Annotated in this window: 18 protein-coding genes and 1 tRNA gene; 8 read left to right on the forward strand and 11 right to left on the reverse strand. The window is 30.3% G+C overall.

Features of this window, described 5'->3' with window-relative positions; genetic code table 11:
• The first annotated feature begins 5 nt into the window (after positions 1-5).
• The gene (locus tag H6553_09345) at positions 6-1,607 is read left to right on the forward strand and encodes an ABC transporter substrate-binding protein (protein MCB9034030.1); all 1,602 of its coding nucleotides are present in this window, start codon (positions 6-8) and stop codon (positions 1,605-1,607) included.
• Positions 1,607-2,395 carry a queuosine precursor transporter gene (locus H6553_09350; protein ID MCB9034031.1) on the forward strand — a complete coding sequence of 263 codons (789 nt, stop codon included), beginning with the start codon at positions 1,607-1,609 and terminating at the stop codon, positions 2,393-2,395. The genes H6553_09345 and H6553_09350 overlap by 1 nt, the downstream gene beginning before the upstream one ends.
• 83 nt (positions 2,396-2,478) lie before the next feature.
• On the opposite strand, the gene acs is transcribed toward H6553_09350, so the two are convergent.
• On the reverse strand, positions 2,479-4,374 hold the full coding sequence (gene acs, locus H6553_09355) for an acetate--CoA ligase (protein ID MCB9034032.1): 1,896 nt from the start codon (positions 4,372-4,374) through the stop codon (positions 2,479-2,481).
• 202 nt (positions 4,375-4,576) lie between these two features.
• Here acs and H6553_09360 point away from each other — a divergent pair, with 202 nt between their 5' ends.
• The 4 genes from H6553_09360 (at position 4,577) to H6553_09375 (ending at position 9,428) form a co-directional block, all read left to right on the forward strand.
• Entirely contained in the window at positions 4,577-5,044 is a 468-nt protein-coding gene (locus H6553_09360; GenBank protein MCB9034033.1) for a transcriptional repressor, read from the forward strand.
• A gap of 140 nt (positions 5,045-5,184) precedes the next feature.
• Positions 5,185-7,791 carry an ATP-dependent chaperone ClpB gene (gene clpB / locus H6553_09365; GenBank protein ID MCB9034034.1) on the forward strand — a complete coding sequence of 869 codons (2,607 nt, stop codon included), beginning with the start codon at positions 5,185-5,187 and terminating at the stop codon, positions 7,789-7,791.
• Positions 7,792-8,182: 391 nt separating this feature from the next.
• Complete coding sequence (locus tag H6553_09370) at positions 8,183-8,884, forward strand: SMUG2 DNA glycosylase family protein (GenBank protein MCB9034035.1); 702 nt, start codon at positions 8,183-8,185, stop codon at positions 8,882-8,884.
• The gene (locus H6553_09375) at positions 8,874-9,428 is read left to right on the forward strand and encodes a DUF488 domain-containing protein (protein MCB9034036.1); all 555 of its coding nucleotides are present in this window, start codon (positions 8,874-8,876) and stop codon (positions 9,426-9,428) included. The genes H6553_09370 and H6553_09375 overlap by 11 nt, the downstream gene beginning before the upstream one ends.
• 47 nt (positions 9,429-9,475) lie before the next feature.
• Here H6553_09375 and era read toward each other — a convergent pair whose 3' ends face one another.
• The gene (gene era, locus H6553_09380) at positions 9,476-10,360 is read right to left on the reverse strand and encodes a GTPase Era (GenBank protein MCB9034037.1); all 885 of its coding nucleotides are present in this window, start codon (positions 10,358-10,360) and stop codon (positions 9,476-9,478) included.
• A gap of 130 nt (positions 10,361-10,490) precedes the next feature.
• Between era and H6553_09385 the strand changes: the two genes are divergently transcribed.
• Together H6553_09385 and H6553_09390 are read left to right on the forward strand one after the other, a co-directional pair.
• A tRNA-Met gene (locus H6553_09385) sits at positions 10,491-10,563 on the forward strand.
• A 337-nt stretch (positions 10,564-10,900) separates the two neighbouring features.
• Positions 10,901-11,071 carry a hypothetical protein gene (locus H6553_09390; GenBank protein ID MCB9034038.1) on the forward strand — a complete coding sequence of 57 codons (171 nt, stop codon included), beginning with the start codon at positions 10,901-10,903 and terminating at the stop codon, positions 11,069-11,071.
• Between the two features lie 46 nt (positions 11,072-11,117).
• Here the strand turns inward: H6553_09390 and H6553_09395 are convergent, their stop codons facing one another.
• From H6553_09395 to H6553_09435, 9 genes are all read right to left on the reverse strand, one after another.
• Complete coding sequence (locus H6553_09395; protein MCB9034039.1) at positions 11,118-11,771, reverse strand: ABC transporter ATP-binding protein; 654 nt, start codon at positions 11,769-11,771, stop codon at positions 11,118-11,120.
• Between the two features lie 9 nt (positions 11,772-11,780).
• Positions 11,781-12,851: a hypothetical protein gene (locus H6553_09400; protein MCB9034040.1), complete on the reverse strand. Its 1,071-nt coding sequence runs from the start codon at positions 12,849-12,851 to the stop codon at positions 11,781-11,783.
• 10 nt (positions 12,852-12,861) lie between these two features.
• Entirely contained in the window at positions 12,862-14,487 is a 1,626-nt protein-coding gene (locus H6553_09405) for a hypothetical protein (protein MCB9034041.1), read from the reverse strand.
• 13 nt (positions 14,488-14,500) lie between these two features.
• Entirely contained in the window at positions 14,501-17,602 is a 3,102-nt protein-coding gene (locus tag H6553_09410) for a tetratricopeptide repeat protein (protein MCB9034042.1), read from the reverse strand.
• Between the two features lie 168 nt (positions 17,603-17,770).
• Entirely contained in the window at positions 17,771-18,106 is a 336-nt protein-coding gene (locus H6553_09415) for a hypothetical protein (GenBank protein MCB9034043.1), read from the reverse strand.
• A 306-nt stretch (positions 18,107-18,412) separates the two neighbouring features.
• Entirely contained in the window at positions 18,413-18,889 is a 477-nt protein-coding gene (locus H6553_09420; GenBank protein MCB9034044.1) for a nucleotidyltransferase, read from the reverse strand.
• 3 nt (positions 18,890-18,892) lie between these two features.
• Positions 18,893-19,057: a hypothetical protein gene (locus tag H6553_09425; protein MCB9034045.1), complete on the reverse strand. Its 165-nt coding sequence runs from the start codon at positions 19,055-19,057 to the stop codon at positions 18,893-18,895.
• A gap of 304 nt (positions 19,058-19,361) precedes the next feature.
• The gene (locus H6553_09430) at positions 19,362-22,226 is read right to left on the reverse strand and encodes a DEAD/DEAH box helicase (protein ID MCB9034046.1); all 2,865 of its coding nucleotides are present in this window, start codon (positions 22,224-22,226) and stop codon (positions 19,362-19,364) included.
• 149 nt (positions 22,227-22,375) lie between these two features.
• Positions 22,376-25,522, reverse strand: coding sequence for a carboxypeptidase-like regulatory domain-containing protein (locus tag H6553_09435; GenBank protein ID MCB9034047.1), 3,147 nt, complete (start codon positions 25,520-25,522; stop codon positions 22,376-22,378).
• Positions 25,523-25,623: the final 101 nt, after the last annotated feature.

Here is a 25,623-nt window from a genome sequence, read left to right on the forward strand (position 1 = left end):
AGTTGATGAAAAAAATAATATATATAATTGCTGTACTCTTTATAGTATCGTGCAATTCAAATGGAAAGCAAAAAAGCGATGTATTTAAATTAAACATTAGTGCTGGTTTAACTTCTTTAGATCCTGCATTTGCAAAAGACCAAGCGACCATGTGGTGCGATAATCAAATTTATAACGGATTGGTACAAATAGATGAACAATTGAATGTACAACCATGTATTGCCAAATCGTGGACAATTACTGAAGATGGAAAAACATATACTTTTCATTTAAGAAATGATGTTTTTTTTCACGATAACGATTTATTTAAAGATGGTAAAGGACGAAAAGTAACTGCTTCGGATTTTGTATATTCTTTTAATAGAATAATTGATACTACAATTGCTTCAACAGGAGCTTGGTTGTTTAACGGAAAAGTAATCGACGAGAATCCTTTTGTAGCTATTGATGATACTACGCTTCAAATTCAGTTGCAACATGCTTTTAGACCTTTTCTTGGTTTGTTGACTTTACAATATTGTTCGGTTGTGCCAAAAGAAGTGGTAGACCATTTTGGTAAAGATTTTCGTGCAAATCCTTGTGGTACTGGACCTTTTAAAATGGTGCGTTGGGAAGAAAACAATGTATTGATTTTAACTAAAAATGATAACTATTTTGAACACGATGCAGCAGGAAAACCATTGCCTTATTTGAATGGTATTCGCATTAGTTTTATAGCAGATAAAGGAGCAGAGTTCAATCAGTTTGCACAAGGAAAACTCGATTTTATGACTGGTTTAGATGTTGCTTATAAAGACAAGTTATTATCGCCAACAGGTGAATTATTGCCAGAATGGAAAGATAAACTCAATTTTATTAAAATGCCATATATGAATACCGAATACTTAGGTATTTCTATGGGAAAACAACCTTGCGAAGCTCTCAAAAATCAGAAAGTTAGACAAGCATTAAACTATGCTATTGATAGAAAGAAAATGATTGAATATCTTAGAAATGGTATAGGTGTTCCTGCAATCAATGGAATTATTCCTGCTGGTATGGCAGATTTTGATGCAAACACTGTGAAAGGATATGATTTTGATATAGAAAAAGCAAAACAATTATTAGCAGAAGCAGGTTATCCAAATGGAAATGGTGTTGATGAGATTACGATATATTCTAATCCAACCTATCAAGATTTAATAACTTTTATTGCGAAAGAATTTAAGAATATTGGTATTAAAACAAAGATTGAAAATACACCAGCTGCTTTTTTAAGAGAAGCCATGCGTAAAAATGAAGTAGAAGTTTTTAGAGCATCTTGGATTGGCGATTATCCTGATGGTGAAAATTATTTGTCATTATTTTATAGTGGTTATGGTGCACCACCAAATTATACTTTTTATAAAAATACTAATTACGATAAATTATATGAACAAGCCATTTCAACGATAGATGATGCTAAAGCGAAACAATTATATCATCAATTAGAAAATATCATGATAAAAGACGCACCAATTATTCCTTTATACTACGATGAAATTACTCGCTTTGTACATAAAAATGTAAAAGGATTACCGAATAATGCAATGAATTTATTGGTATTAAAAACAGTAGCTTTAGATTAATGATTACAAACATCATAAAAGATAAAAGCACAAGATTATTTATTATTCTTGGTGGCATTTTTATTTGTAATGCATTGGTTGCAGAAGTAATTGGCATTAAAATATTTTCATTAGAAGCTACCTTAGGATTACAGCCAATTAATTTGAATATATTTAATAATAATTTCTCATTTAATTTAACAACAGGTGTATTATTGTGGCCTGTCGTTTTTGTTATGACTGATATTATTAATGAATACTATGGAACAAGAGGCGTTAAATTTTTATCGAACTTAACAGTTGGATTATTAGCTTATGCATTTCTAATTTTTTATTTAGCGATTAAATTGGTGCCAGCAGATTGGTGGATTACTTCTAAAGCAAGTGGAGGTGTACCTAATATGCAAAATGCTTTCCAACAAATATTTGGACAAGGTATTGCAATTATAGTTGGTTCATTAATTGCTTTTCTATTAGGACAATTAATAGATGTTGTAGTATTTCATAAAATAAAAAAACATACAGGCGAAAAATATATTTGGTTGCGTTCAACTGGATCAACATTAGTATCTCAATTAATAGATAGTTTTGTAGTATTATTTATTGCTTTCTATTTAATACCAAAGTATATAACAGGAAATCCTTGGGCATTTTCATTAGTGCTTACAATTTGTATAGGCAATTATATTTATAAGTTTATAGTAGCAGTTTTACTAACGCCAGTCATTTATATTATACATAATATCATAGAAAAATATTTGGGAGAAGAACTCGCCGATGACTTAAAAAAAGATGCTTTAATAAGTTGAGTCTAGATATTTATGAAGACTAAATTAAACCTTGTTGCTATCTTCACTAGGTAGAAATAATATTGCAACTCATTCTACACGCTCTACAATCCTGCTCCTTTTATAATTTCTTCTACTACACTTGGATCTAATAAAGTACTAGTATCACCTAAATTACTGATGTCTTTTTCAGCCACTTTTCGTAGAATACGGCGCATTATTTTACCACTTCTAGTTTTCGGCAATCCAGATACTACTTGTATTTTATCTGGTTTAGCAATTGCACCAATATATTTAGTTACTACATCTAAAACCGACTGATTAAAGTTTTCTGTTGTTTCATTACCATCTGTAATGACAAAAGCATAAATACCTTGTCCTTTTATATCATGCGGAAAACCTACAACAGCACTTTCAATAATATTAGGATGTTCGTTAATCGCATTTTCAACTTCTGCTGTTCCTAATCGGTGTCCGCTTACATTAATTACATCATCAACTCTACCTATAATTCTATAATAACCATCGTAATCTCTTCTACAACCATCTCCAGTAAAATATTTATTTTCAAAAGTACTGAAATAAGTCAGTTTACATCGTTCATGATCGCCATAAGTAGTTCTTAATATAGAAGGCCATGGAAACTGAATACACAACAATCCTTCTACATTATTTTCTAAAAGTTCATTGCCATCATTATCTACCAAACAAGGTTGAATGCCTGGCAAAGGCAAAGTAGCATAAGTTGGCTTAGTAGCAATTACATTTGGAATAGGTGAAATCATAATGCCACCAGTTTCTGTTTGCCACCAAGTGTCTACAATTGGACATTTTTTCTTTCCTATATATTCGTTATACCAATGCCACGCTTCTGCATTAATAGGTTCGCCAACAGAGCCAATTACTTTTAAGGAATCTAATTTGTAAGTATTTACATACTCTAAACCTTTTGCCATTAATGCACGAATAGCCGTTGGTGCAGTATAAAATTTAGTTACTTTCAATTTATCGCAGACTTGCCAAAATCTTCCTGCATCTGGAAATGTAGGTACACCTTCAAACATCACCGTGGTAGCTCCAGCTAATAAAGGTCCATAAACAATATACGAATGACCAGTTATCCAACCAATATCTGCGGTACACCAATAAATATCATTGGGCTCATACTGAAATACATTAATAAAGGTATAATAAGTATATACCATATAACCACCACAAGTGTGTACTACGCCTTTGGGTTTTCCTGTAGAACCAGAAGTATATAAAATAAACAATTCATCTTCACTTTCCATTGTCGTAGCTTCGCACTCGCTACTAGCATTTTGCATTGCATCTTGCCAATACACATCTCTGCTTTCATCAAAATGAATGGATTGATTGGTTCTTTGATATACAATAACCTTTTCTATACTATTACACGATAGCAGTGCTTCATCGCAAATATCTTTTAAAGGAACTGTTTTTTCGCCACGATACAAACCATCAGCAGTAACCAATATTTTACAAGAAGAATCATTAATTCTATCAGAAAGCGATTTAGCCGAAAATCCTGCAAATACTACAGAATGTATAGCACCAATTCTAGCACAAGCCAATACAGCAATGGCCAATTCTGGAATCATAGGCATGTACAAACAAACTCTATCACCTTTTATAACACCATAATTTTTTAAAACATTAGCAAATTTGCAAACTTCTTGATGCAGTTCTTTATATGTCAATCTTCTTTCAGCTTCATTCGGATCGTTTGGTTCCCAAATAATGGCAACTTTATCACCTTGCGTAGCCAAGTGTCTGTCTAAACAATTTTCGGTAATGTTGAGTTGTCCACCATCAAACCATTTTATGCTTGGTGTTTTAAATTCCCAATCTAAAACAGTATCCCATTTTTTTCTCCATGTAAAGCTTGAAGCAATATCGCTCCAAAAATCCTCAGGTTGTTCTACGCTCTTTTTATACGCTTCGTGATATTGTGCTAATGTTGTAATTTGATGTTGCATAGTATTTTATTCTTTCTAAATATAGTAAACCTATTTCTAAAATTTAAACACAAGTTGACTAAGACATTAAATTTCCCATCAGAGTTACTCGATAGAGAACGCTGATGAATGAAAATTTGAAGAACGAAAAATATACGGGATCTATTCTTTTGCAATTCTAAATTATACTGAATTTGGCTTAATTCCTTATCTTTGCTATGTAATGAATACTGCTACAGAAAAAATATATTTAGAAGCAAAACAAATATTTACCAATTATATTGAAAAAAATAAATTGCGTAAAACGCCAGAGCGATTCATTATACTAGAAACCATTTACAATAGAGATGACCATTTTGATGCAGAAGATTTATACATACAAATAAGAAATAATAATATTAATGTAAGTCGAGCTACCGTTTATAACACACTAGATGTATTGGTCAATTGTGATTTAGTCACCAAGCACCAGTTTGGAGAAAATCATGCCATGTATGAAAAAGCATATGGTAGCAGACAGCACGACCACTTAATTTGTATGGACTGTGGTAAAGTATTTGAGTTCTGCGATCCAAGATTACAGTTAGTAAAAAAATCAGCTTCCGAATTATTTCTTCAAGAAATTAAAACACATTCATTAACATTGTATGGCAACTGTAGCAAAACCAATTGTGATAATTTGAAGAAGTAAGCATCTGCTAATTCTAATATTCTATTGCCTTTTTGTCGTAAAAAATATAATTTAACAGACAAATTTTCCTATCGTATTATAAAAATACTAACATTTTGTCAGCGGTATATTTTTTGATGTATCTAAGCTAAAATAAAAAAATGAATCCAAATAATTATACCATAAAATCACAAGAAATAATAGCCAATGCTCAACAGTTGGCTTTTAATGATAAACACAGTACTATGGATACTTTGCATTTACTCAAAGCTATTCTTAATACAGACAAAGACATTACACCATATTTATTCAAAAAATTGGGTGTCAATACAAATAACATCAATACAGTTGTAGATACATTATTAAGCAAACAAGCAACTGTAACTAACGATAGTGTAAAATATCCATCTCAAAATTTAGCACAAGTTTTAATGAAAGCCAATTCCTATTTAAAAGAATTTGGCGATGAATTCGTTTCAGTAGAACATTTGTTGTTGGCATTGCTTTCTGTAAATGACGAAACTTCCAAAATTTTGAAAGACGCAGGCATTAATACTAAAAATTTAACCGAAGCAATTAAAGAATTACGAAAAGGATCAACAGTAAATAATCCAAGTGCCGATATGAATTTTAATGCATTAGAAAAATATGCTAAAAATCTAAATGAATTAGCAAAAGAAAACAAACTCGATCCTGTTATTGGTAGAGATGAAGAAATTCGTAGAGTATTACACATACTTTCTCGAAGAACCAAAAATAATCCAATCTTAGTTGGCGAACCTGGCGTTGGTAAAACTGCAATTGCAGAAGGTATTGCTCATAGAATTATATCTGGTGATGTTCCTGAAAACTTAAAATCTAAAATTATATTTTCTTTAGATATGGGTGCTTTAATTGCTGGTGCTAAATACAAAGGCGAGTTCGAAGAAAGATTAAAAGCTGTGATTAAAGATGTAGTTGATTCAAACGGACAAATTATTTTGTTTATAGATGAAATTCATACATTAGTTGGTGCTGGTGGTGGTGGCGATGGTGCTATGGATGCTGCCAATATTTTAAAACCTGCTTTGGCTCGTGGCGAATTACGGTCTATTGGTGCTACCACTTTAAATGAATATCAAAAGTATTTTGAGAAAGATAAAGCTCTCGAAAGAAGATTTCAAAAAGTTATGGTACAAGAACCAAGTGTAGAAGATGCAGTTTCTATTTTGCGTGGATTGAAAGAACGCTACGAAAATCATCATAAGGTAACTATTAAAGACGAAGCTATTATTGCTGCTGTTGAATTATCTAATAGATATATTACCAACAGATTTTTACCAGATAAAGCTATCGATTTAATTGATGAAGCTGCTGCAAAATTGCGTTTAGAAATGGATTCTGTTCCTGAAGAACTCGATGAATTAGATAGAAAAATTAGACAGCTTGAAATTGAAAGAGAAGCTTTAAAAAGAGAAAACAACACCAGTAAAGTCGAAGAATTGTCTAAAACACTAGCAGAACTTAACGATAAACGAAACGAATTAAAAGCTACTTGGCAAAGCGAAAAAGATATTGTTGACAAAATCCAATTAGAAAAACAAAATATAGAAAACTTTAAACTCCAAGCTGATGCTGAAGAAAGAAATGGCAACTACGGAAAAGTAGCAGAATTGCGTTATGGTAAAATAAAAGATGCTGAAGCAAACTTAGTAGTATTAGAAGAACAAATTCAAGCATTAAAAAGCGATAGTAGATTGATGAAGGAAGAAGTTGAAGCTAATGAAATTGCAGAAATTGTTTCTAAATGGACAGGCATTCCAATTACCAAAATGCTACAAACTGAAAAAGACAAACTGCTACATCTAGAAGATTATTTACACAACAGAGTGGTTGGTCAAGATGAAGCCATTGTTGCAGTTGCTGATGCTATTAGACGAAGCAGAGCTGGTTTACAAGATCCAAATAAACCAATTGGTTCTTTCTTGTTTGTAGGAACAACTGGTGTTGGTAAAACCGAATTAGCTAAAGCTTTAGCAGAATTGTTGTTTGATGATGAAAAAGCAATGATACGAATTGATATGAGCGAGTACATGGAAAAACACAGTGTTTCTCGTTTAATTGGTTCGCCTCCAGGTTATGTTGGCTACGATGAAGGTGGTCAGTTAACAGAAGCTGTTCGCAATAAACCTTATGCTGTTGTTTTGTTAGATGAAATTGAAAAAGCACATCCAGATGTATTTAATATTTTACTACAAGTGTTAGAAGATGGACGATTAACGGATAATAAAGGTAGAATAGTTGACTTTAAAAATACTATTATTATTATGACATCTAATATAGGTTCTCATTTAATACAACAAAATTTCGACGAAGTTAAAAATGAAGATGATGTATTTGCAGCTACCGAAACTTCTAAAGCTCAAATATTCGAAGCGTTAAAAAGAGTTTTAAAACCAGAATTTTTTAATAGAATTGATGAAGTGATTATGTTCAAACCATTATTGCCAATTGATTTAAAAGCAGTAGTAAAAATTCAGTTAGATAGTTTAGTAAAACAATTATCTAAAATGGATATACAATTAGAATATACAGGAGAATTAGTCGATTTCTTAGCAGACGAAGGTTATGATGCAACATTTGGAGCAAGACCATTAAAAAGATTAATCAACAAAGAAATCATTAATGAACTATCTAAAATGATATTGGCAGATAAAGTAGAAAAAGACAAAACTATTTTAGCAGACAGCATAGACGGACAAATCATTTTTAGAAACACGAATAACTAATATATTATTAATGTATTAAAAAAGTGCATACTACTTCTATTTTATTAGAAAAAACAATATTTATTAAATTATACTAGATGCTGAACTTCCTGTCTCTACCTGTCGGCTGACATGGTACCGAACAGGTAGATTTCAGCATCTTTTTAAAATAAACTTATTTAGAACTAGAAGTATTAAATACTTCAATTTGAGCAACCATGTGTGTGCAACTCATGGTATAAAAAGTATCTAATGCCTAATTTGGGTTTAATACCTTTTGATTTACTTCCATTATTTTTTATTGCCGTTGCATCTAATTTTAATTAAATAGTATAATAATTAAACCAACTGAAACTTATTAAAAAATAAATCACTATTTAGTTTTTTACACTGTTTATCTTATATTGAGTTGATGCCAAAAACATTTGCAGATAAAGTAATTGCGTTTAATGAAGCGTTATCGTTTACTGGTGCTTTGCCTAATGGTTTTAAGGTAATCAATCCGTTTGCAGATAACTCAGAAACAATGGTGGTAATGCAGCAATTTTATCATCAGTATTATAATGATATTAAGAAGCGTAAATTTATCATAGGCATTAATCCTAGCAGACATGGTGCTGGTGTTACTGGCATTCCATTTACTGATACCAAACGATTAGAACTGGTTTGTGGTATTCCAATGCAATCGGCACACACTCATGAATTATCTTCTGTTTTTATATATGATATGATTGAACAATTAGGTGGTGTAAAAAACTTTTATAGTAACTTTTATATCAACTCGCCTTTTCCTTTGGCTATAGTTCAACAATCAAAAAAAGGCAATTGGTTAAATGCCAATTACTACGATAATCGTTTACTTTTTGAAGCCGTAAAACCATTTATGATTGCCATGCTTCAAAAACAAATTACCATTGGATTAGATACTACTGAAGTCTTTATTTTAGGTAAGAAAAATGCTATATTTATAGACAAATTAAATCCACAAGCTAAATTGTTCGACCGACTTACAGTTCTAGAACATCCAAGATATATTCAACAATATCAATCGAAAGACAAACAGTTGTATATTGACAAGTATCTTCAAGCACTATTAGCAAACAATGAAAACTAATACCCAACATATTATTTATACCATTGGACATTCTACGCATAGCATAGATACCTTTTTAGCAATGCTACAATCTTATAAAATAAAAATGTTAGTAGATATTAGAAGTCTGCCAGGTTCTCGCAAGTTTCCGCAATTTGATAAAGAAAACTTACAGCAATTTTTACCAGAAAATGGCATTGAATATTTGCATATGCTGAGTTTAGGCGGAAGACGAAAGATAAATAAAAATTCTAAAAATACGCGTTGGCGTAATGCTTCTTTTAGAGCTTATGCTGATTATATGGAAACCGACAGCTTTAAAAATGCAATTGTTAATTTAGAACAGATTGCACTACAACAAACTACAGCGTATATGTGTGCCGAAGCACTTTGGTCGCGATGTCATCGGTCTATGGTTTCAGATTATTTGAAAGCCAAAGGTTGGACAGTACTACACATTATGGCAATTGGAAAAACAGAAGCACATCGTTATACTTCACCTGCAAGAATTATTAATGGCAATGTTTTTTATACCGAAGATAATTTATTTAATAATATAAGTTAGTCTTTAAACTAAACAAAATTATATAAATATTAAAACTATGTTTGAAATTAATAATCTCTATAGCCAAATTTGCGTAATTGCGAGTCTTTATTTCTCCAATTATCTGCTACTCTAACAAAGGTTTCTAAGTATACTTTCTTTTGAAAAAATTCTTCTAAATCTTTTCTTGCTTGTGTACCTACTTTTTTAAGCATACTTCCATTTTTTCCTATTAAAATTGGTTTCTGACTGTCTCTTGCTACATAAATATCTGCTGAAATTTTAATAATATCACCATCTTCCATAAAATAAGTACAAACTACTTCGCTTGAATAAGGAATTTCTTGCTTGTAGTTCAAAAAAATCTTTTCTCTAATAATTTCAGAAACGAAAAACCTTTCTGGTCTGTCTGTTAAAGCATCTTTATCAAAATATGGATCAGATTCTGGTAAATATTTCAATATTAAATCTATCAATTTATCAGGATTTACATGAAATTTTGCAGAAAATGGTAATACTGTAGCTTCTTTAAAATCGTTTTGCCAAAGTTCTAGTTGATGACTCACAATATCGTGTTCTGCTAAGTCTGCTTTATTCAGCAACAGAATAGTTGGCACATTTAATTGCTTTATTTTTTGATATTCTTCTGGTTGATTTTCTGGCTTATCACCTAATTCTACCATATAAATAAACACATCGGCATCTTCTAAAGACACTTTTACAAATTGCATCATTGATTCATGCATTTTGTACGCAGGTTTTATAATTCCAGGTAAATCAGAAAAAATAATTTGAAAATTTGCTCCATTAACAATACCTAAAATTCTATGTCTAGTAGTTTGTGCTTTAGAAGTAATAATAGACATCTTCTCTCCTACTAGAGCATTCATGAGTGTAGACTTTCCAACATTAGGTTTCCCTAAAATATTAACATAACCAGCTTGATGTTGCATTAAAATTAAAGATAACAACTTTTTATGATATGATAAAATGTTAAGGAAATTAAAATAGTAGTTGATATAACTATATCATAACAAGTAAATTTGTAATGCCATACATTTTGTTGTATATTTGCAGTCACATCGCGGGATGGAGCAGTAGGTAGCTCGTCGGGCTCATAACCCGAAGGTCACAGGTTCGAGTCCTGTTCCCGCTACTAGTAAGAGAATCTTAAAAGATTCTCTTTTTTTATTTTAATAACTTTATAAAATGCAAGAACCGTTAAATGATAAAGATATAGCACTTTTAAGACGACTTATTCAATATGAGAAATATTTGAGAAATAAAATATTCTTTGGCACTGCTGTATTGAACTTCTTCTTTATTCTTATCTACTTTATTATCTACAAGAGTTCATATATAATACCAATTAGTCTATGCACAATAGCTATATATATATATATATATATATATTATTTATTATAAAGATTATATTTATCTAAAAAAATATAAAAAATGGTTATAAATTAAATGAAACACTACAAATTTTATCCATGGAATCTAAACAAGATACCTATATATTAAATTTAGAAAACGATATTAAACTTTATGATTACGAATTAACTCAATCTAATATTGACCTCAAAAATTTAGCTATTGGCGACACACTACATATTACTTATACGCCTCTAAGTAAAATAATTATAAGTGTAGATATGAAATAAGCTGTTGTTTTTTTTGATTCTTAAAATATATGTCGTTGCACATCAATTACTGCACTAATAAACCGTCTTTTAGTATAATTTTTCTATCGGCTTTGTTGGCAAATTGTTCGTTGTGTGTTACGATGACAAAAGTTTGTTGAAAGGCATTTTTTAAATCAAAAAATAGTTGATGCAATTCTTCAGAGCGTTCTGAATCTAAATTTCCTGTTGGTTCATCTGCTAGTACTACTACTGGTTGATTCATTAAAGCTCGTGCTACAGAAACGCGTTGTTGTTCTCCACCAGACAATTCATTTGGTTTGTGTTGCATTCTGTCTTTCAATCCCATAAAATCCAATAATTCTTCTACTCTGCGTTTTACTTCGCTGTCTTTCTTTTTGGCAATCCAAGCTGGCATTGCTACATTTTCAAAAGCAGTAAACTCTGGTAATAAGTGATGAAACTGAAATACAAATCCAAGACTATTATTTCTAAAATTAGACAATGCATTATCATTTAAAGATGATACCAGTGTATTATTAATTGTCACAGAACCATTATCTGGCTTGTCTAATGTACCTAAAATATGTAACAGCGTAGATTTTCCTGCACCAGATGGACCAGTAATTGCTACGACATCTCCTTTATTAATTTCTAATGAAATACCTTTTAAAACTTGTAAACTGCCGTAAGCTTTTTGTATATCGGTACAAGTAATCAAAATATAAAATTAAATATTACATTTTACACAATAAATATAAGCTCTGCTATTTACAGCTGATTTAATTTCTTGTAAATATTGGTCTATATTATTGTGCGTTGTAGCAATTAACACTCTATACAAAGCTCCTTTGTGTTCAATTACCGTTTGATAGTTGGCATTGACTTCTTGTTGTAATTTTAACGCATTGGTTTCATCTAAGAAAGAGCCAATTAAAATATAGCTATCTGTTTTTTGTACAACTGGCGTAGTAACTTCTGGAGCTTTATTTTCTACCACTGTTGTAGCAACTGTTTCTGTATTTGTAGGTGCAGTAGTATTTTCTATAGTAGTAATTGCTTCGTTTTTCTCTTCAACAATAATATCTTCTACAGTTTCATCAGTAGTTGCTATATTATTTGTATTAGCAATCGTTTCATTATTATCTTCAATAATATTTGTATTATTATTAAAATAATCGAACATAGAAGCCCAAGCAACATTTTGCTGATTGATTTTATTGATACTTAAACTTGCAATAGTTGCTATTAATGCAAGTGCTAAGAATGCCGTAAACCAATATCCTTTTGATGAATTTGTTTTTTGTTCAACTGTATTTTCATTAACACTAACAGAACTTGTAGTTTCTTGTATAGTATTTTGCACTACAACACTTGGTGCTGCTAATCGTTTTATTGGATATAAAGGCAATGTAGGCAAGCCAAAAGTATCTAACAAATAATTGGTAGTAGTATCTGGTTCAAAAATCCAGTTTTGTTCGTGGTCTAAATAAAATCGTCCTATATTTTTAAATAAAAGTGATTGTTGTTTGCTTATTGTTTGCTTAGCTTCTTCCACAAACTGATTCACTTTAACTTGTGCTTCGGTATAACTACAATTTTCTTGCTCTTTTACATGATTAATTAATAATCCGTCGTTGCTATTCAATAATTTATTAAATGCAATAGATTTTTTTGGTGGTGCAATTTTGTTTTGATGTTTATCAATAACTGCTTTCTGATAGTTGGTGATAAAGGCACCAAAACCAGGAATTATTACGCAATCGTGTTGATACAACAACTCTTGAATATACTGAATCATTGGTGTAAAGTTAATAAGATATCTTTACACCACCAATAGCTTGGAAGCCATAAGTTGGATATTGGTAAAATCTTTGATATTTCTGAAAGCCAAAATTATTCAAATCTATAAAGAAACCAATGTGTTTGTTGATGAAATACGACGCACTAATATTCAAATCAATTACGCCATCAATTTTATTGATGTTGTACAAATTTGGTGTAGTAGTAGCTTCAACGCCATTCATTTTACCTAAATATTGCATACCTAAGTTTACGAATAATTTATCTTTCCAATTATAATAGAAAGATGCATTCAAATCTAAATTTGGCAAATAAGAAGTTGTAGTATCGTTATTGCTATAAATATAATAATCGAATGAAGTAGTAACACCAAATGTATTTTTATAATCGTAGCCAAGTGCAAAATGTGGATTCCATGATTTAACTGATTTTATATAATTCATTTGATATTGATAAATATTATCTGCATTTTCAAAACCTACAAATTGTTGTTGCCAATGATCTACGAGTTGACTAAATCTAACATCGGCAGAAAATCCTTTTACACCAACTTTAACACCAGCAAAAGTTCTTGTTTCTCTAATAGAATTTTTATATAAATCATCATTAATAAAAGGATTTATTCTAGATGTTGAATTTAAACCGTTTATTTTTAAAACAGAATTCCATTCATTATATATAGTTAAATAATCTTTATATACTTTTAAAGCACTTTGAATGTGTGGATATACATAAAACTTTTTATTCGTAATCATGATGTTTGCACCAGCAGACAAATCCCAGAATTTGAATTTAATTTTTGCAGCAGGAACTACGCCAATAGAAAAACGATTGGTATTTGATGTATCTGTTTTAAAGTTAATGTTGTTGGCCAAGAAATCAACACCAAAACCGTAGTGTTGTTTAAAGAAATACGAACCACCTAATTTTACATCTATATTGGTTTCTTTTTGGTTGAGTTTGTTAGAAGTGTTATTAAATCCAATGGTAGTATAATAATTAAAATTTGCAGTATCTATATTTTTTAGCTGAATAGCTGCACCAAATCGCTTGTATAAGTTTTTAAGCGAATCTTTGCTGTAGTCTAATGAATCTGGAAATCCATAGAAATGATAATTGTCTATACCAACACCAATATTTCCACCAATACTTACCTTTTCTTTTAAGAAGTACTCTCCTTTTCCTTGAATATTCAAATCGTAGTACGACTGATATTTTGGATTATTATTTTTAGAATATATAAAATCTGTATTTAAACTTGCTCTATATTTTTCTTGATTTGGATTGGTAATTCCAATTTGCAACAAAGGTGTTAGTTGAGTTCCGAATCCAGCTTTGGTATAAAAGAACGCTTGTTTGTCGTTTTCTTTAGGTAAAATTTTTACAGGACGAATATCTTCTGCTTGATAATTTACTTTAGCTACAATATCTGCGAAAGAATATTGTTGTGCATCTGGTTTATCTTTAACAAAATTAGGAACTGTTGGTTTTAAAGGCACTTTATTGGTACTTATTAAAATTGGTTCGTAAGTCTGCTTAATGTTGATTTCACCTAAATCAAACAAGGTATCGTTTTGAGCAAAGCCAATAAACGATATAAAAATTAATGAAAATATAAATATAATTGATTTCATTATCAACAAAATTTTAATGGTTATCAAATTGAAGCATGTCACTATTATTAGGCAATTTTAAATTAGAATTGCCTTTTTCTTTATCTATCACTGCTTGTAATTTAGCTTTGGCTTCTTGCATTACATCGTCCTCTTTAGAATAGTTTTCTACTACGCTTTCTAAAGTAGCTTTGGCTTGTAACAAGTTGCCTTGCACTACATATATATCAGACAATAAAATATAAGTTTTACCTAAATAATATTCGTAAGCTGGAAACTTAGCTGTATAATCTAAAGCTGCTTTCTCTGAATTTTTATAGTCTTTATTATCAAAATAAATTTTGGCTAAAATGTATTGCGATTCTGCTGCTTGTAAATTATCGTTGTTGTTGCTTACATTTTTCAAATCGGTAATTGCTGCTGTTTTGTTATTGGTATAATAGTTACTCATACCTTTGTAGTATGCAATTTCGCCACTATAATATTCTGGTAAATTAGGAATTGCTTTTACTTGCTCAATGTACTGTAAACACTCGCTATATTTTTTAAGATTGAACGAAGTACGCATTAAGCCAATTTTAGTTTCGTTTTTATTATCGTCAATTGTAGCAATACTTTCTAATTGTTTATATAATTGATATGCTTGTGTATTATCGTCTTGTTTGTAGTAAGCAATATAAGCAGCTCTTGCAGTAGCTCTTTCTAAGAATTTAATATCATTTTGATTGATTACATATTTATAATCACTGAATGCTTTATCAAAAACTTGTTGATTGTAAAAGCTTTCACCACGATAAAAATGAGCTGGCGTAGCAAAGAATCCGTTTGGATATTGTAGTAAATAATCGTTGAAACCATTAATCGCTCCTTGTGTATTTCCTTTTTGATATTGATTTTCGGCAGACAAATACAATATAGAATCTTGTTGCGACACTGTAATGTTTGCACCTGGATAATTCTTAGCAAATTTGATAAAACCATTTGGATCGCCTTGTGCAATATATATATCTTTAATCACCAACATGGCTTCGTTAGCTTCTGGCGATTTTGGATATTTTTGTACTACACTTTTGTACCAATTTAAAGCAGCATCTAAGTTGTTTTGATTATAGTTAATCAATCCAATTTGTAAATAAGCTTCTGGCACTTTATCTGAGTTTGGATATTTTTGAATTAAATTTTTATATGTTTTTTCTGCTTCTGATAAATTATTCATTGCAAACAAAGCATTTGCTGCTTGCATTAAAGCATCATCGGCGAAAGCAGAATTTGGAAATCGTGCTACTAAAGTATTCATTCCAGCAATTCTGTCGTTTAAGTTGCCTTGAATTCCATCTATAATTGCTTTTTGATACAAGGCATAATCTGCACCATTAAAATTATTTTTTATGACTTCATTATATGGTGTACTTGCATTGCTATATTCTTTCTGAATAAAATAACAATCTGCTAAACGCAACAATGCATCAGCATAAATATTTTGTTTGATGTCATTATCTGTAGTGTTTTTTAAATCGTTTACTGCTTTTTTGAAGAAAGGCACTGCATTGCTATAGTGTTTTTGTTTATATTCGTTATATGCTAAAATATAGTTAGCTGTTCCACTATTAATTTTAACTGCAGTTGTAGCATCAACACTATTTGCTAAAGACAAAAACTTGTTGATATTAGCATCTGATTTTTTATAATCTGCAACCTGATGAGCTAAATCGCCTTTCCAATAATAAGACAAAGCTTCTAAACTTTTGTTTGGTGTATATTTTAATGCTTTGTTGAACAAGTCATCTGCTACACTCGTTTGATTATCGTTATACGCGTTAACTGCTCTTGCATACGCCATTTGCTGATAACTTTTTTGTAGTGAAGGTGAAGTTTTTGGCAAACTTTCGATGATGGTCATTGCTTCTTCATAGTTTTTTGTAGTCAAGAAAATATCAGCTAAGATTTCGTTGGCTTCATCAAAATATTTAGAATTTGGATAATCGACAATAAATTTTTTGAGTGCAATTAACGCTTCATTGGTTCTTTCTAATTCGTAAGACAATTTAGCAAACTGAAAAGCTGATTCTTCTGTAATAGCTTTATTAAATGTCATACGAGATGCTTGTTGAAATGCTGTTCTTGCATCTTCTTTTTTATTGATTTTTACATAGCACTGACCTAATTGATACATTGCATTTTGTGCCAACTCATTATCTAATGGTGATAATTGTTTTAGATTATCTACTGCTTTGTTACAATCGCCTTCTTGTGCTTGCACAAAACCTAAAGTATAGTAATCTTCTGGTGTAACTTTAATTGCTTTAGTTCTATATAATTCTAAATAATATTTTGATTTATCATATTTTTTTAATTCAAAATAAGCATTTCCTAGTAAATGATAAATCTCTTCTTCGTAACGAATATTGTCTTTTAGTTTTGGTTCGGCATAATCCACCACACCTTGATAATCTTTATTGATAAATTTGATGGAAGTGATATAATAAGGAACAATTTTGCCATAAGTTTTAGAGTTTTCTAGCTTTACAAATGCTTTTTCTGCACTTTTATAGTCGTTGGTATAGTAAGAACACAAACCAGAATAGTAATTGGCTTGTTCTATATACGGCGAAGTTAAATCTTTGGCTACTTTTTCAAATTTTGGTCTTGCTTGAGTAAATTTTTTATTGGAAAACAACACAAATGCTTCTTTAAATGCAAATTCTTGTGCTTCTGCTTTTGGTAATAATTTTTCATCTACTTTGGCGAAATAGTCAATTGCTTCTTTATAGTCTGAATTTTCGAAAGCTAAATCTCCTAAATGAAAATAAGCTGTATTGATGTTAGCATTGCCTTTATAGTGTTCTACAAAATAGAGTAGATCTTTTTTTGCATCGGCAGCTTTGCTTTGTTTTTCGCTGACTGCTTTCATGAAAAAAGCATTTTCATACATTAATTTGTCTGTAAATTCCTTTTGATTGTCTTGTTCTTGCAGAAAATCATTCAACAAAGGCAGTGCTAAAGCAAATCGATTAAGTTGAAAATGTTCTTGTGCTTCGTAGTATTTTTTCAACGGATTGTTTTGTTTCAGTGTTGCTTGAGCCGACACCACTAAGGTAAGTCCAAACAAAACAAACAGTACTAACAGTTTTCGCATATGCATATTTTTAAATATAACGATGTTTATCAATAATTATTCCAAATGTAAAGATTGAAAATTTAAAGTTGAAAAAAATAAAATGTTTTACACCTATGTTAGATGTAAAGAAACATTAAAATTTATTAGAATACATGGAAATGGGTATGATGTAGTTTTAGCAGTATTTTAAGAATCATACCATCTTTCTCTGCAAACTCTTTTCATCTTTTTAAAATCTTTAAAATCTAAACTTTCCCAAATTAGTGAAAGTGGAAGAGGTTTTATAGCAAAAACAGAATCACTAATAATTTCTTTATAATTATAAAATATTGGTAATTTAGTAGTATAGCTTTTATTGTATTTCTTAACTATAAACTCCAAAATTCGTCCATATTCAAGATTATACTTTTTCATCAATGGAACTATTTCATTATTAATAAAGTCATTAAACTCTTCATCATAATAGCTAATATAGGAAACTGGTTTATATTTATCATAAACAATAAATATATAAGAACTCATTTCACTCAACAGAACAGTCTTCACTTTATTTATTTTAAATTCTTTGAATGAAAAATAAGATAGTATTACATTATTAGAAATTTGCATTGTATTTATTTATTTTTCTATTTATGCTGTAAAAGAATCTAAATATACTTTAAATATACTAATTAATTTTACGAAAGCTATCAAATGAAAACACTTGATGTGGTATGTGGAATGTAATGTGAATAGTGTGTTTTTATGTCCATTATAATCTCAGAGTTTTCTTCGAATAACTCTGAGTATATTTTGGAATTATTCACATTTATAATTTATAAAATAATACTAGTTTTCATCTCTAATTTTTTTAATTTTTTCTAATTCAATAATGTCAATTTTATCTTTTGGTCTATTGGTTGTTTTCTTGTTTTCAATTAATTGGTTAATATGCAAAAATGGAACCTTAACAGCTAAAATTTCTGCCACTGATGCCATTTGCAAACATTCCTCAAATGTATATTGCTCTAGACCTTTCATTTCTACTATAATATCAATATCAATATTATTACCAATATAAAAGTTTGTCCAACCAGGAATTAAATCAATAGTAGTCCAATCAATGTCAGTATAATTATATTGATTGAATACTTTACCAAGTGCTAATCTATTTTCGGTAGTGTTTTCAATCCAAATATCAATATCTGCTGTAGTTCTATTAAAACCATGTAAGTTTACAGCAAAACCACCAATCATAATATATTTTACTTTGTTATCGTTAAGATTTTTCCAAAATGCTAATATTGCTTCATCGAATATATCCATATTCTATTTCTTAATATATAGTTTGTGTTCTACTTTGGCATTTTTAAGCATAATACCAATTTTCATTAGTTGTGTAGTCATTAAAAACCTTTCTGTATCTGTTTTTTGTAAATTGGCTTTTAGTTTTTCTAAGTGTTGAGCTTCTATTTTGGTTTTATCAACTTCCATTTTAATTATTATTCCAAAGTAAAAATAAAAAATAAATGGTATAGTATTATGTTAGATGGAAAGAAACATTAAAATTTATTAGAATACATGGAAATGGTGAGATTATTTTTTGTGAGAATTGTTTTGTGTTGACACGAAGCAAAGTGTAGAATGCATAAAAATGGTGAAGTTTATTAAATGTCAGAAGGAAACTTCTGACAGCACGAAAACACTTAATGTGGCAGTAAAATGGAATTCTCAGAGTTTTCTTCGAATAACTCTGAGTGGAATGGTTACTTGTCACTAATGCCCAGTCGCTCAATAATTAAGTAAATAAATATTGTAAGTCTTCTTGCGTAAGATTTTTCACAAAATTTTCTTCTGCTGTTATTAAATTATCTGACATGATTTGTTTTTGAGATTGTATGGCTAGGATTTTTTCTTCGATGGTATCTTTGCATATCATTTTATAAGCAAACACATTTTTTGTTTGTCCAATTCTATGTGTTCTATCAATTGCTTGTTGTTGAATAGCTGTGTTCCACCAAGGATCTACAATAAAAACATAATCGGCTGCTGTTAAATTAATACCAGCATTTCCAGACTGTATAGTCATTAAAAATATATTTGTAGTATTACCTTCTGTTTGAAATGCATTAATCATTTCTTGTCTGTCTTTGATATCTACATCGCCATCAAAATGATAGTATGACAAATTATTTTTACTAAGCTGCTCTCCTATTAAATGTAGCATGCCTTTGAATTGAGAAAATATTAAAATTTTATTACTTGATAAATTATTTGTTATTTCATCAATTAACATATCTACTTTTACAGATTGCTTCACAGGAACATCTAGATCTTTTACTAATTGTGTAGCACTACATACTTGTCGTAGTTTTAAAATGCCTTGTAAGATACTTAGTTTAGATTTTCCTATTCCGTTTTCTTTAATATTTAAAAATATACTTTGTTTAATTTGATTTTTAATTTGGTCGTATACTGCTTTTTGTTCGTCGCCCATTTCGCACCAAAGTGTTAACTCTGTTTTTTCTGGTAAGTCTTTGGCTACTTGTTGTTTTGTTCTTCGTAAAATAAATGGTGCTGTTAGTTTTTGTAAGCTCAACATTTTTTCTTCGCTACGATGTCTGTCTATTGGTGTAGCAAATTCTTTCTTAAAGAATTCTTGTGTTCCTAAATAACTTGGCAATAAGAAATTGAGTTGTGCATATAAATCAAACGAATTATTAATAATTGGCGTACCACTCAATCCAATTCTATTTTTTGCTAAAATTTGGTAGGATGCTTTAGTAGTTTGTGTATATAAATTTTTAATATGATGACATTCATCTAAGACTACGGTATTCCAATACACCGATTTTATTAAATCTATATCGTTACGCATTGTTGCATAAGAAGTAATAAGCACTTGATTGTTGTTGGCAAAAAAGTTAGACAGATTTCTTTGACTGCCTTTATAAATAAACGATTTTGCACTTGGTAAGAATTTCTGCAATTCGGTTTCCCAATTGTAAATAAGTGAGTTTGGACAAACGATTAACATATTGGCTTTGGCATCTTGCTCTAATTGATGTGCTATAAAACAAATGGTTTGTAGTGTTTTACCTAAACCCATATCGTCTGCTAAACAAGCACCAGCACCAATTTCGCTCAGCAAAGAAAACCATTCAAAACCTTTGTATTGATAATCTCTTAGCGTTGCTTTTATAGTTGTAGGAATTTCATATAACTTATTATCAATATTTTGCCAATCGTTCCATTTATTCCACCATTGTTTATCAATAATAAATTTAAAATCGGTAGATTGACTTAATGACTCTGCTTGTAATAAAATCCACTTGGCAACTTTAATCGTATTTTTATTTATTGTAGCATGTTTAATTAAAACACCATACTTAGTCAGCCAATCGTCATCTAAAATACCAATAGAGTTATCTTTTAATAAAACAGATTTTTGATTATTATATAGGTTTTTCTGCAACTCTTTTAAGTCTACTTTTTCTTTACCAAACGACAAATACAAATCTGCTTCTACAAAACTATCTATGGTTTTTATATTTTTTATTTCGGTAGCTAATGGATATGATGAATATCTAAAATGCTTTAGCATATCCATTCCAACTAATTCTATATTTTTTTCTAATAATTGATGATAGAATTTATAGAACCAATTTTTCTTTTTGGCATCTGTAAACGATAAATAGTAATACGCATTTTTTTGTTTCTCGAAATTTGGATGTGCTTGCTGAATAAAATTCAACAGTTCATTTTCTTTAGCATCATCTCTAAGAATAGTATATACTTTTCCATCTATTGTAGTAGTATATTTTGCTTGAAAATTGCCTTCTACTACAATGTCATCATATTTAAATTGTGGTGTAATCATTAAGAAAGAACCGCTATTAATTTCACTTAAATAGATAGTCAACATTGGTTCTACATCTATAGTATTAGATTGATATATATTATTAGTTTCTACAGTATATTTATGTTCAATTTTCTTGATAATCTCTTTCATTATCAATGTTTCATCTGTAAGGTGTTTTTCTTTAAAAGCATTATATACGAATTGTATGTATTGATTATCTTCTAAAGACAATAAATAATAAATATTGTCTTTTTCTATTAAGAAGCTATTTTGCTTAAACTCATTGATATTGAATTTAGTGGCATCAATTTCAATCCAAGTAATAAAACTATACACTTCATTTTCCTTAATCAGTTCGAAGCTAAGTGTAGTTTTTTTATCTGAAATTTTGCAAGGTGCATTGAGTAAATTTCCTGTTTTTGGATTGGTTATTTTATGATACAAAGATACTTTATCTTGACATTTGACCAGCATTTGAAAGTTTTCATACAACTCTCTTGTAATTGCCTTTTGAATATATTTTTCTAAATTTCCACCAGATTTTTGTCTTCTAAAAAATTTGGTTTGCTCACTAATTCTAAATTTAATATGCTCTGGAGTAAAGTCTTCAAAAACGCTTCTAACTTCAACATCTACTAATTTTTTGTTATAGTCTAAGTTGTCTAAGAAAAATTCTAAAGGTGTAAATTTTAATGGTTGATTTTCTTTTTTTTCAACCAAGAGCATGGAAAAAAGATTGTAAAATCCTTCAATATTTTTAGGTTGAATACAGAATGCAATTTTAATTACTCTCTTAGCCATTTTGTAAAAATGCAATTTTGATTGTTGATTGAAAACTGAAAATTAAGACTTAACACATCGATAAAAAAAGAGGTTGCCGAAATTGACAACCTCTTTTAATTTATAATCGCTTAATAGATTCTCAATGTTGAGAAAATGACGATTTTTATTTAGTATGCTATTGGTGTAGCATTGTCTATTCTATTGCTGTTTTCTAACCAGTTTTTGCCTTGGTTATAAGTTAAACCAACATAGAAAGTTCTTCCAATTAATGGTCCACCAACATTCGTATAGTATTCTGGACCTGCAATATTTGTAGCACCAACTTTTAATTGTGTTTGAATTTTATCAAAGAAATAGTTGATGTTAGCATCTAAAACACCTCTTGAATCTACAGTTCCATTAGCAAAGCTAGAAGCCCAGTCGATTGAAGATTGCCATCTGTAATCAATAGCAAAACCAAGACCCTTCCATACTTTTTCGCCACTTAAACCAACAGTAACTTGATTTTCTGCTGTGTTAAATCCTAAATCTTGCTCAGTACTTCCACTAGTGTTAGCATCTTTTAGCTTATAGTCTGTCCAGTTATAACTAGCTCTTAAATATAATTTTTTAGGTAAAGCATACATAATACCAATACCAGCACCATAAGAATATACTTTATCTGCTAAGTTAGTATAAGGATACCATAACTCACCTGGTGCAATTACTTCACCTTTATGATAAGTTGTATCTTTATTTACTACAAAGGTTTGACCTATAAAATCATTATAAATATTGAAATAACCATTCACATCTATCATTAATTTTTTATTGGCTAATAATGCTTTATAACCTAACTCTACCACTTGTAATCTTTCTGGTTTTACATAACTTAAATCTGCTGTTTGTAATTTAGAAGTATCATTTCCACCAAGTACATAAGCTTGATATGAAGCATAAGTATATGCACCACCATTATAAATACCATATCTAGCAGCATTGGCTTCAGTACCACCTAATAAAATACTTGTTGTTGGAAAGTAAATATATTGTGCTTGTGTATCTGGATTACGGAAACCAGTTTGGTAAGACATTCTAATATTGTGATTTCTATCTTCACCTAAAGACAATACAGCTGCAACTCTTGGCGACCAAATGCCTTTAAAGTTTTGGTTTTTATCATATCTGATAGAAGCTTGTAAACGCAACATATCATCAAATAGTTTTCTTTGTACTTGTAAGAAAGCACCATATTCATTAATATTGATTCTTTCAAAAACACCATCACCATCTGGATCTTCGTTAAATACCGTTCCATTAGTAAACAAACTATACATTCTATGATTACCACCTACTTGAATATCAACATATTTACCTGTCCAACGAGAAAGGTCAACCATAGCTTCTGTATGGAATAATCTAGAATTATCAATAAAACTAGCACCACCTTGTTGGAAAAGACCACTTCTTACTTGTTCAATAATTGCTTGTTGTTCTTCTGGCGTCATAGATGTCCAAGAAGCATCTGCTACATTTCTTGCATTTTGTGCCAATTGATTAAACAAAGCACCATCATTAGCTAGTAAAGCTGCTGCTGGTGTATTTACAAGCGTTCCTACTAAAGTATTTGCTAATGTAGTTAAATAAGTTGGTGCCCAAACACTTGCAGTAGGAGAAGCCGTTTCATTAACATATGAACCTAAGGCAGTATTATTATATGAGTTTCCTGCATTGGTTTGCGACATGTAAGAACGAATAAAGAAATCTTGTCCTTTAATTTCTGCTTTATGGAATTGCTGTGTAAAGTTTCTTAAAGCATATCTTTCTGAACCTTGATACACTGAGTTACCATAACCAATTCTATAATTATAAGAGAACTCATAATTTTTATTTTGGAATGGTCTTAAATATACTCCAAAATCTCCTTTAATTGAAGTAGCATTATTATTATCTAATAATTTTTGCTCTTCAAGACCAGTTCTTCTTAAACCATTCGCTAAGAATTGGTCAAACAAAGGTTGAATAGAATCAAACGCTGCTGTTACATCCATATTCGCTGTATAATTGGGATCTGAAATTGGCACAGGAATATTAGCTGCTACTTGAGCTTGAACACCTGCATTAATAGTAGCTTGACCTGTTGGAGAAGCAACATAAGCATCTGCTTGAGTATTAGCAATTGCAGCTGCCTCTTCTGGAGTATATAATCCAGAACCTATTGCTGCTGCATAAGCTTGAGCATATGCACCTGCTCTAACAGCAGCTGTTACTTGTGCTTTAATATAGTTTATTCCACCTACAATAGAATTAGTACCACTTTCAGCTCCAGCTACAGCACTTGGTAATGCTAAAGGACTTAATTCAAAGATATTGGCTTCATCACCATAAAGATTCATACCATCGAAACCTTGTGTGCCTAATGCACCAGAATTGTTTCTTGCCGTAGTATAATCATTAGCATACCAATCTGTACCTTTAAATGCATTAAAGTTAAATTTAATTGCTACGAATTCTTTTTCTTTTCTTTTCCATACATGACCAACTCTCATACCTACACTTCCCATTGGTTTGTAACCATAGTTATTGCCAGCTTGAGAAAAACCACCTTTTACTTGTGCAGAAAATCCAGGATAATCGAATGGATTTTTAGAGTTCATTAATAAGATACCGTTAAATGCATTTGGACCATATAGTGCAGAAGCTGCACCTGGCACTAACTCTACATTTGAAATATCTAATTCACCAATACCTACTATATTACCTGTAGGAAAGTTTAATAATGGAGCAGCATTGTCCATACCATCCATTAATTGAACAAAACGCGTGTTAGAAATACCACCAAAACCTCTAGTATTTACAGATGTTAAAGTCATTGAACCTTGAATGACTTGTACGCCTTTTAGTTTTGATAAATCATCGTAGTAATCACTAGAAGAAGACAATTTAACTGCCTTTTGATCCATTTTTTCAATGGTTACTGGTGATTCTAAGATTTTTTCTTCTACTCTTGATGCAGAAACAACTACTGTGTTTAGTTCGTTAGATTCTTCACTCAATGTAAACACTAAGTCATTTGCATCTCCAGTAATTTCTTGTTCTTGCGACACCATACCAACCATAGAAATTACTAAGGTAAATGGTGTTTCTTGTTCGGTAGTTAATTCAAAATTACCGTCTAGGTCTGTTACAGTACCTTCGGTAGTGCCTTTAATACTAACATTGGCTCCAATTATAGGTTCATTTGCTTCATCGGTAACCCTACCTTGTACTAGAGTAGCCGCAAATGAAAATACAACAGATAACATTAGTAAAAAGCTTAAGCTGATTTTTTTCATATCTCTCATAAAGTCAAATTTATTTTCGGTGCAATATATGAAATGTTTAGTTAATAGGTAACACTAAGTTAATAAAAGTTGTGGATAATTTAAATTTACTT

Source organism: Chitinophagales bacterium (assembly GCA_020636535.1).
Taxonomy (GTDB): Bacteria; Bacteroidota; Bacteroidia; order Chitinophagales; family JADIYW01; genus JADJSS01.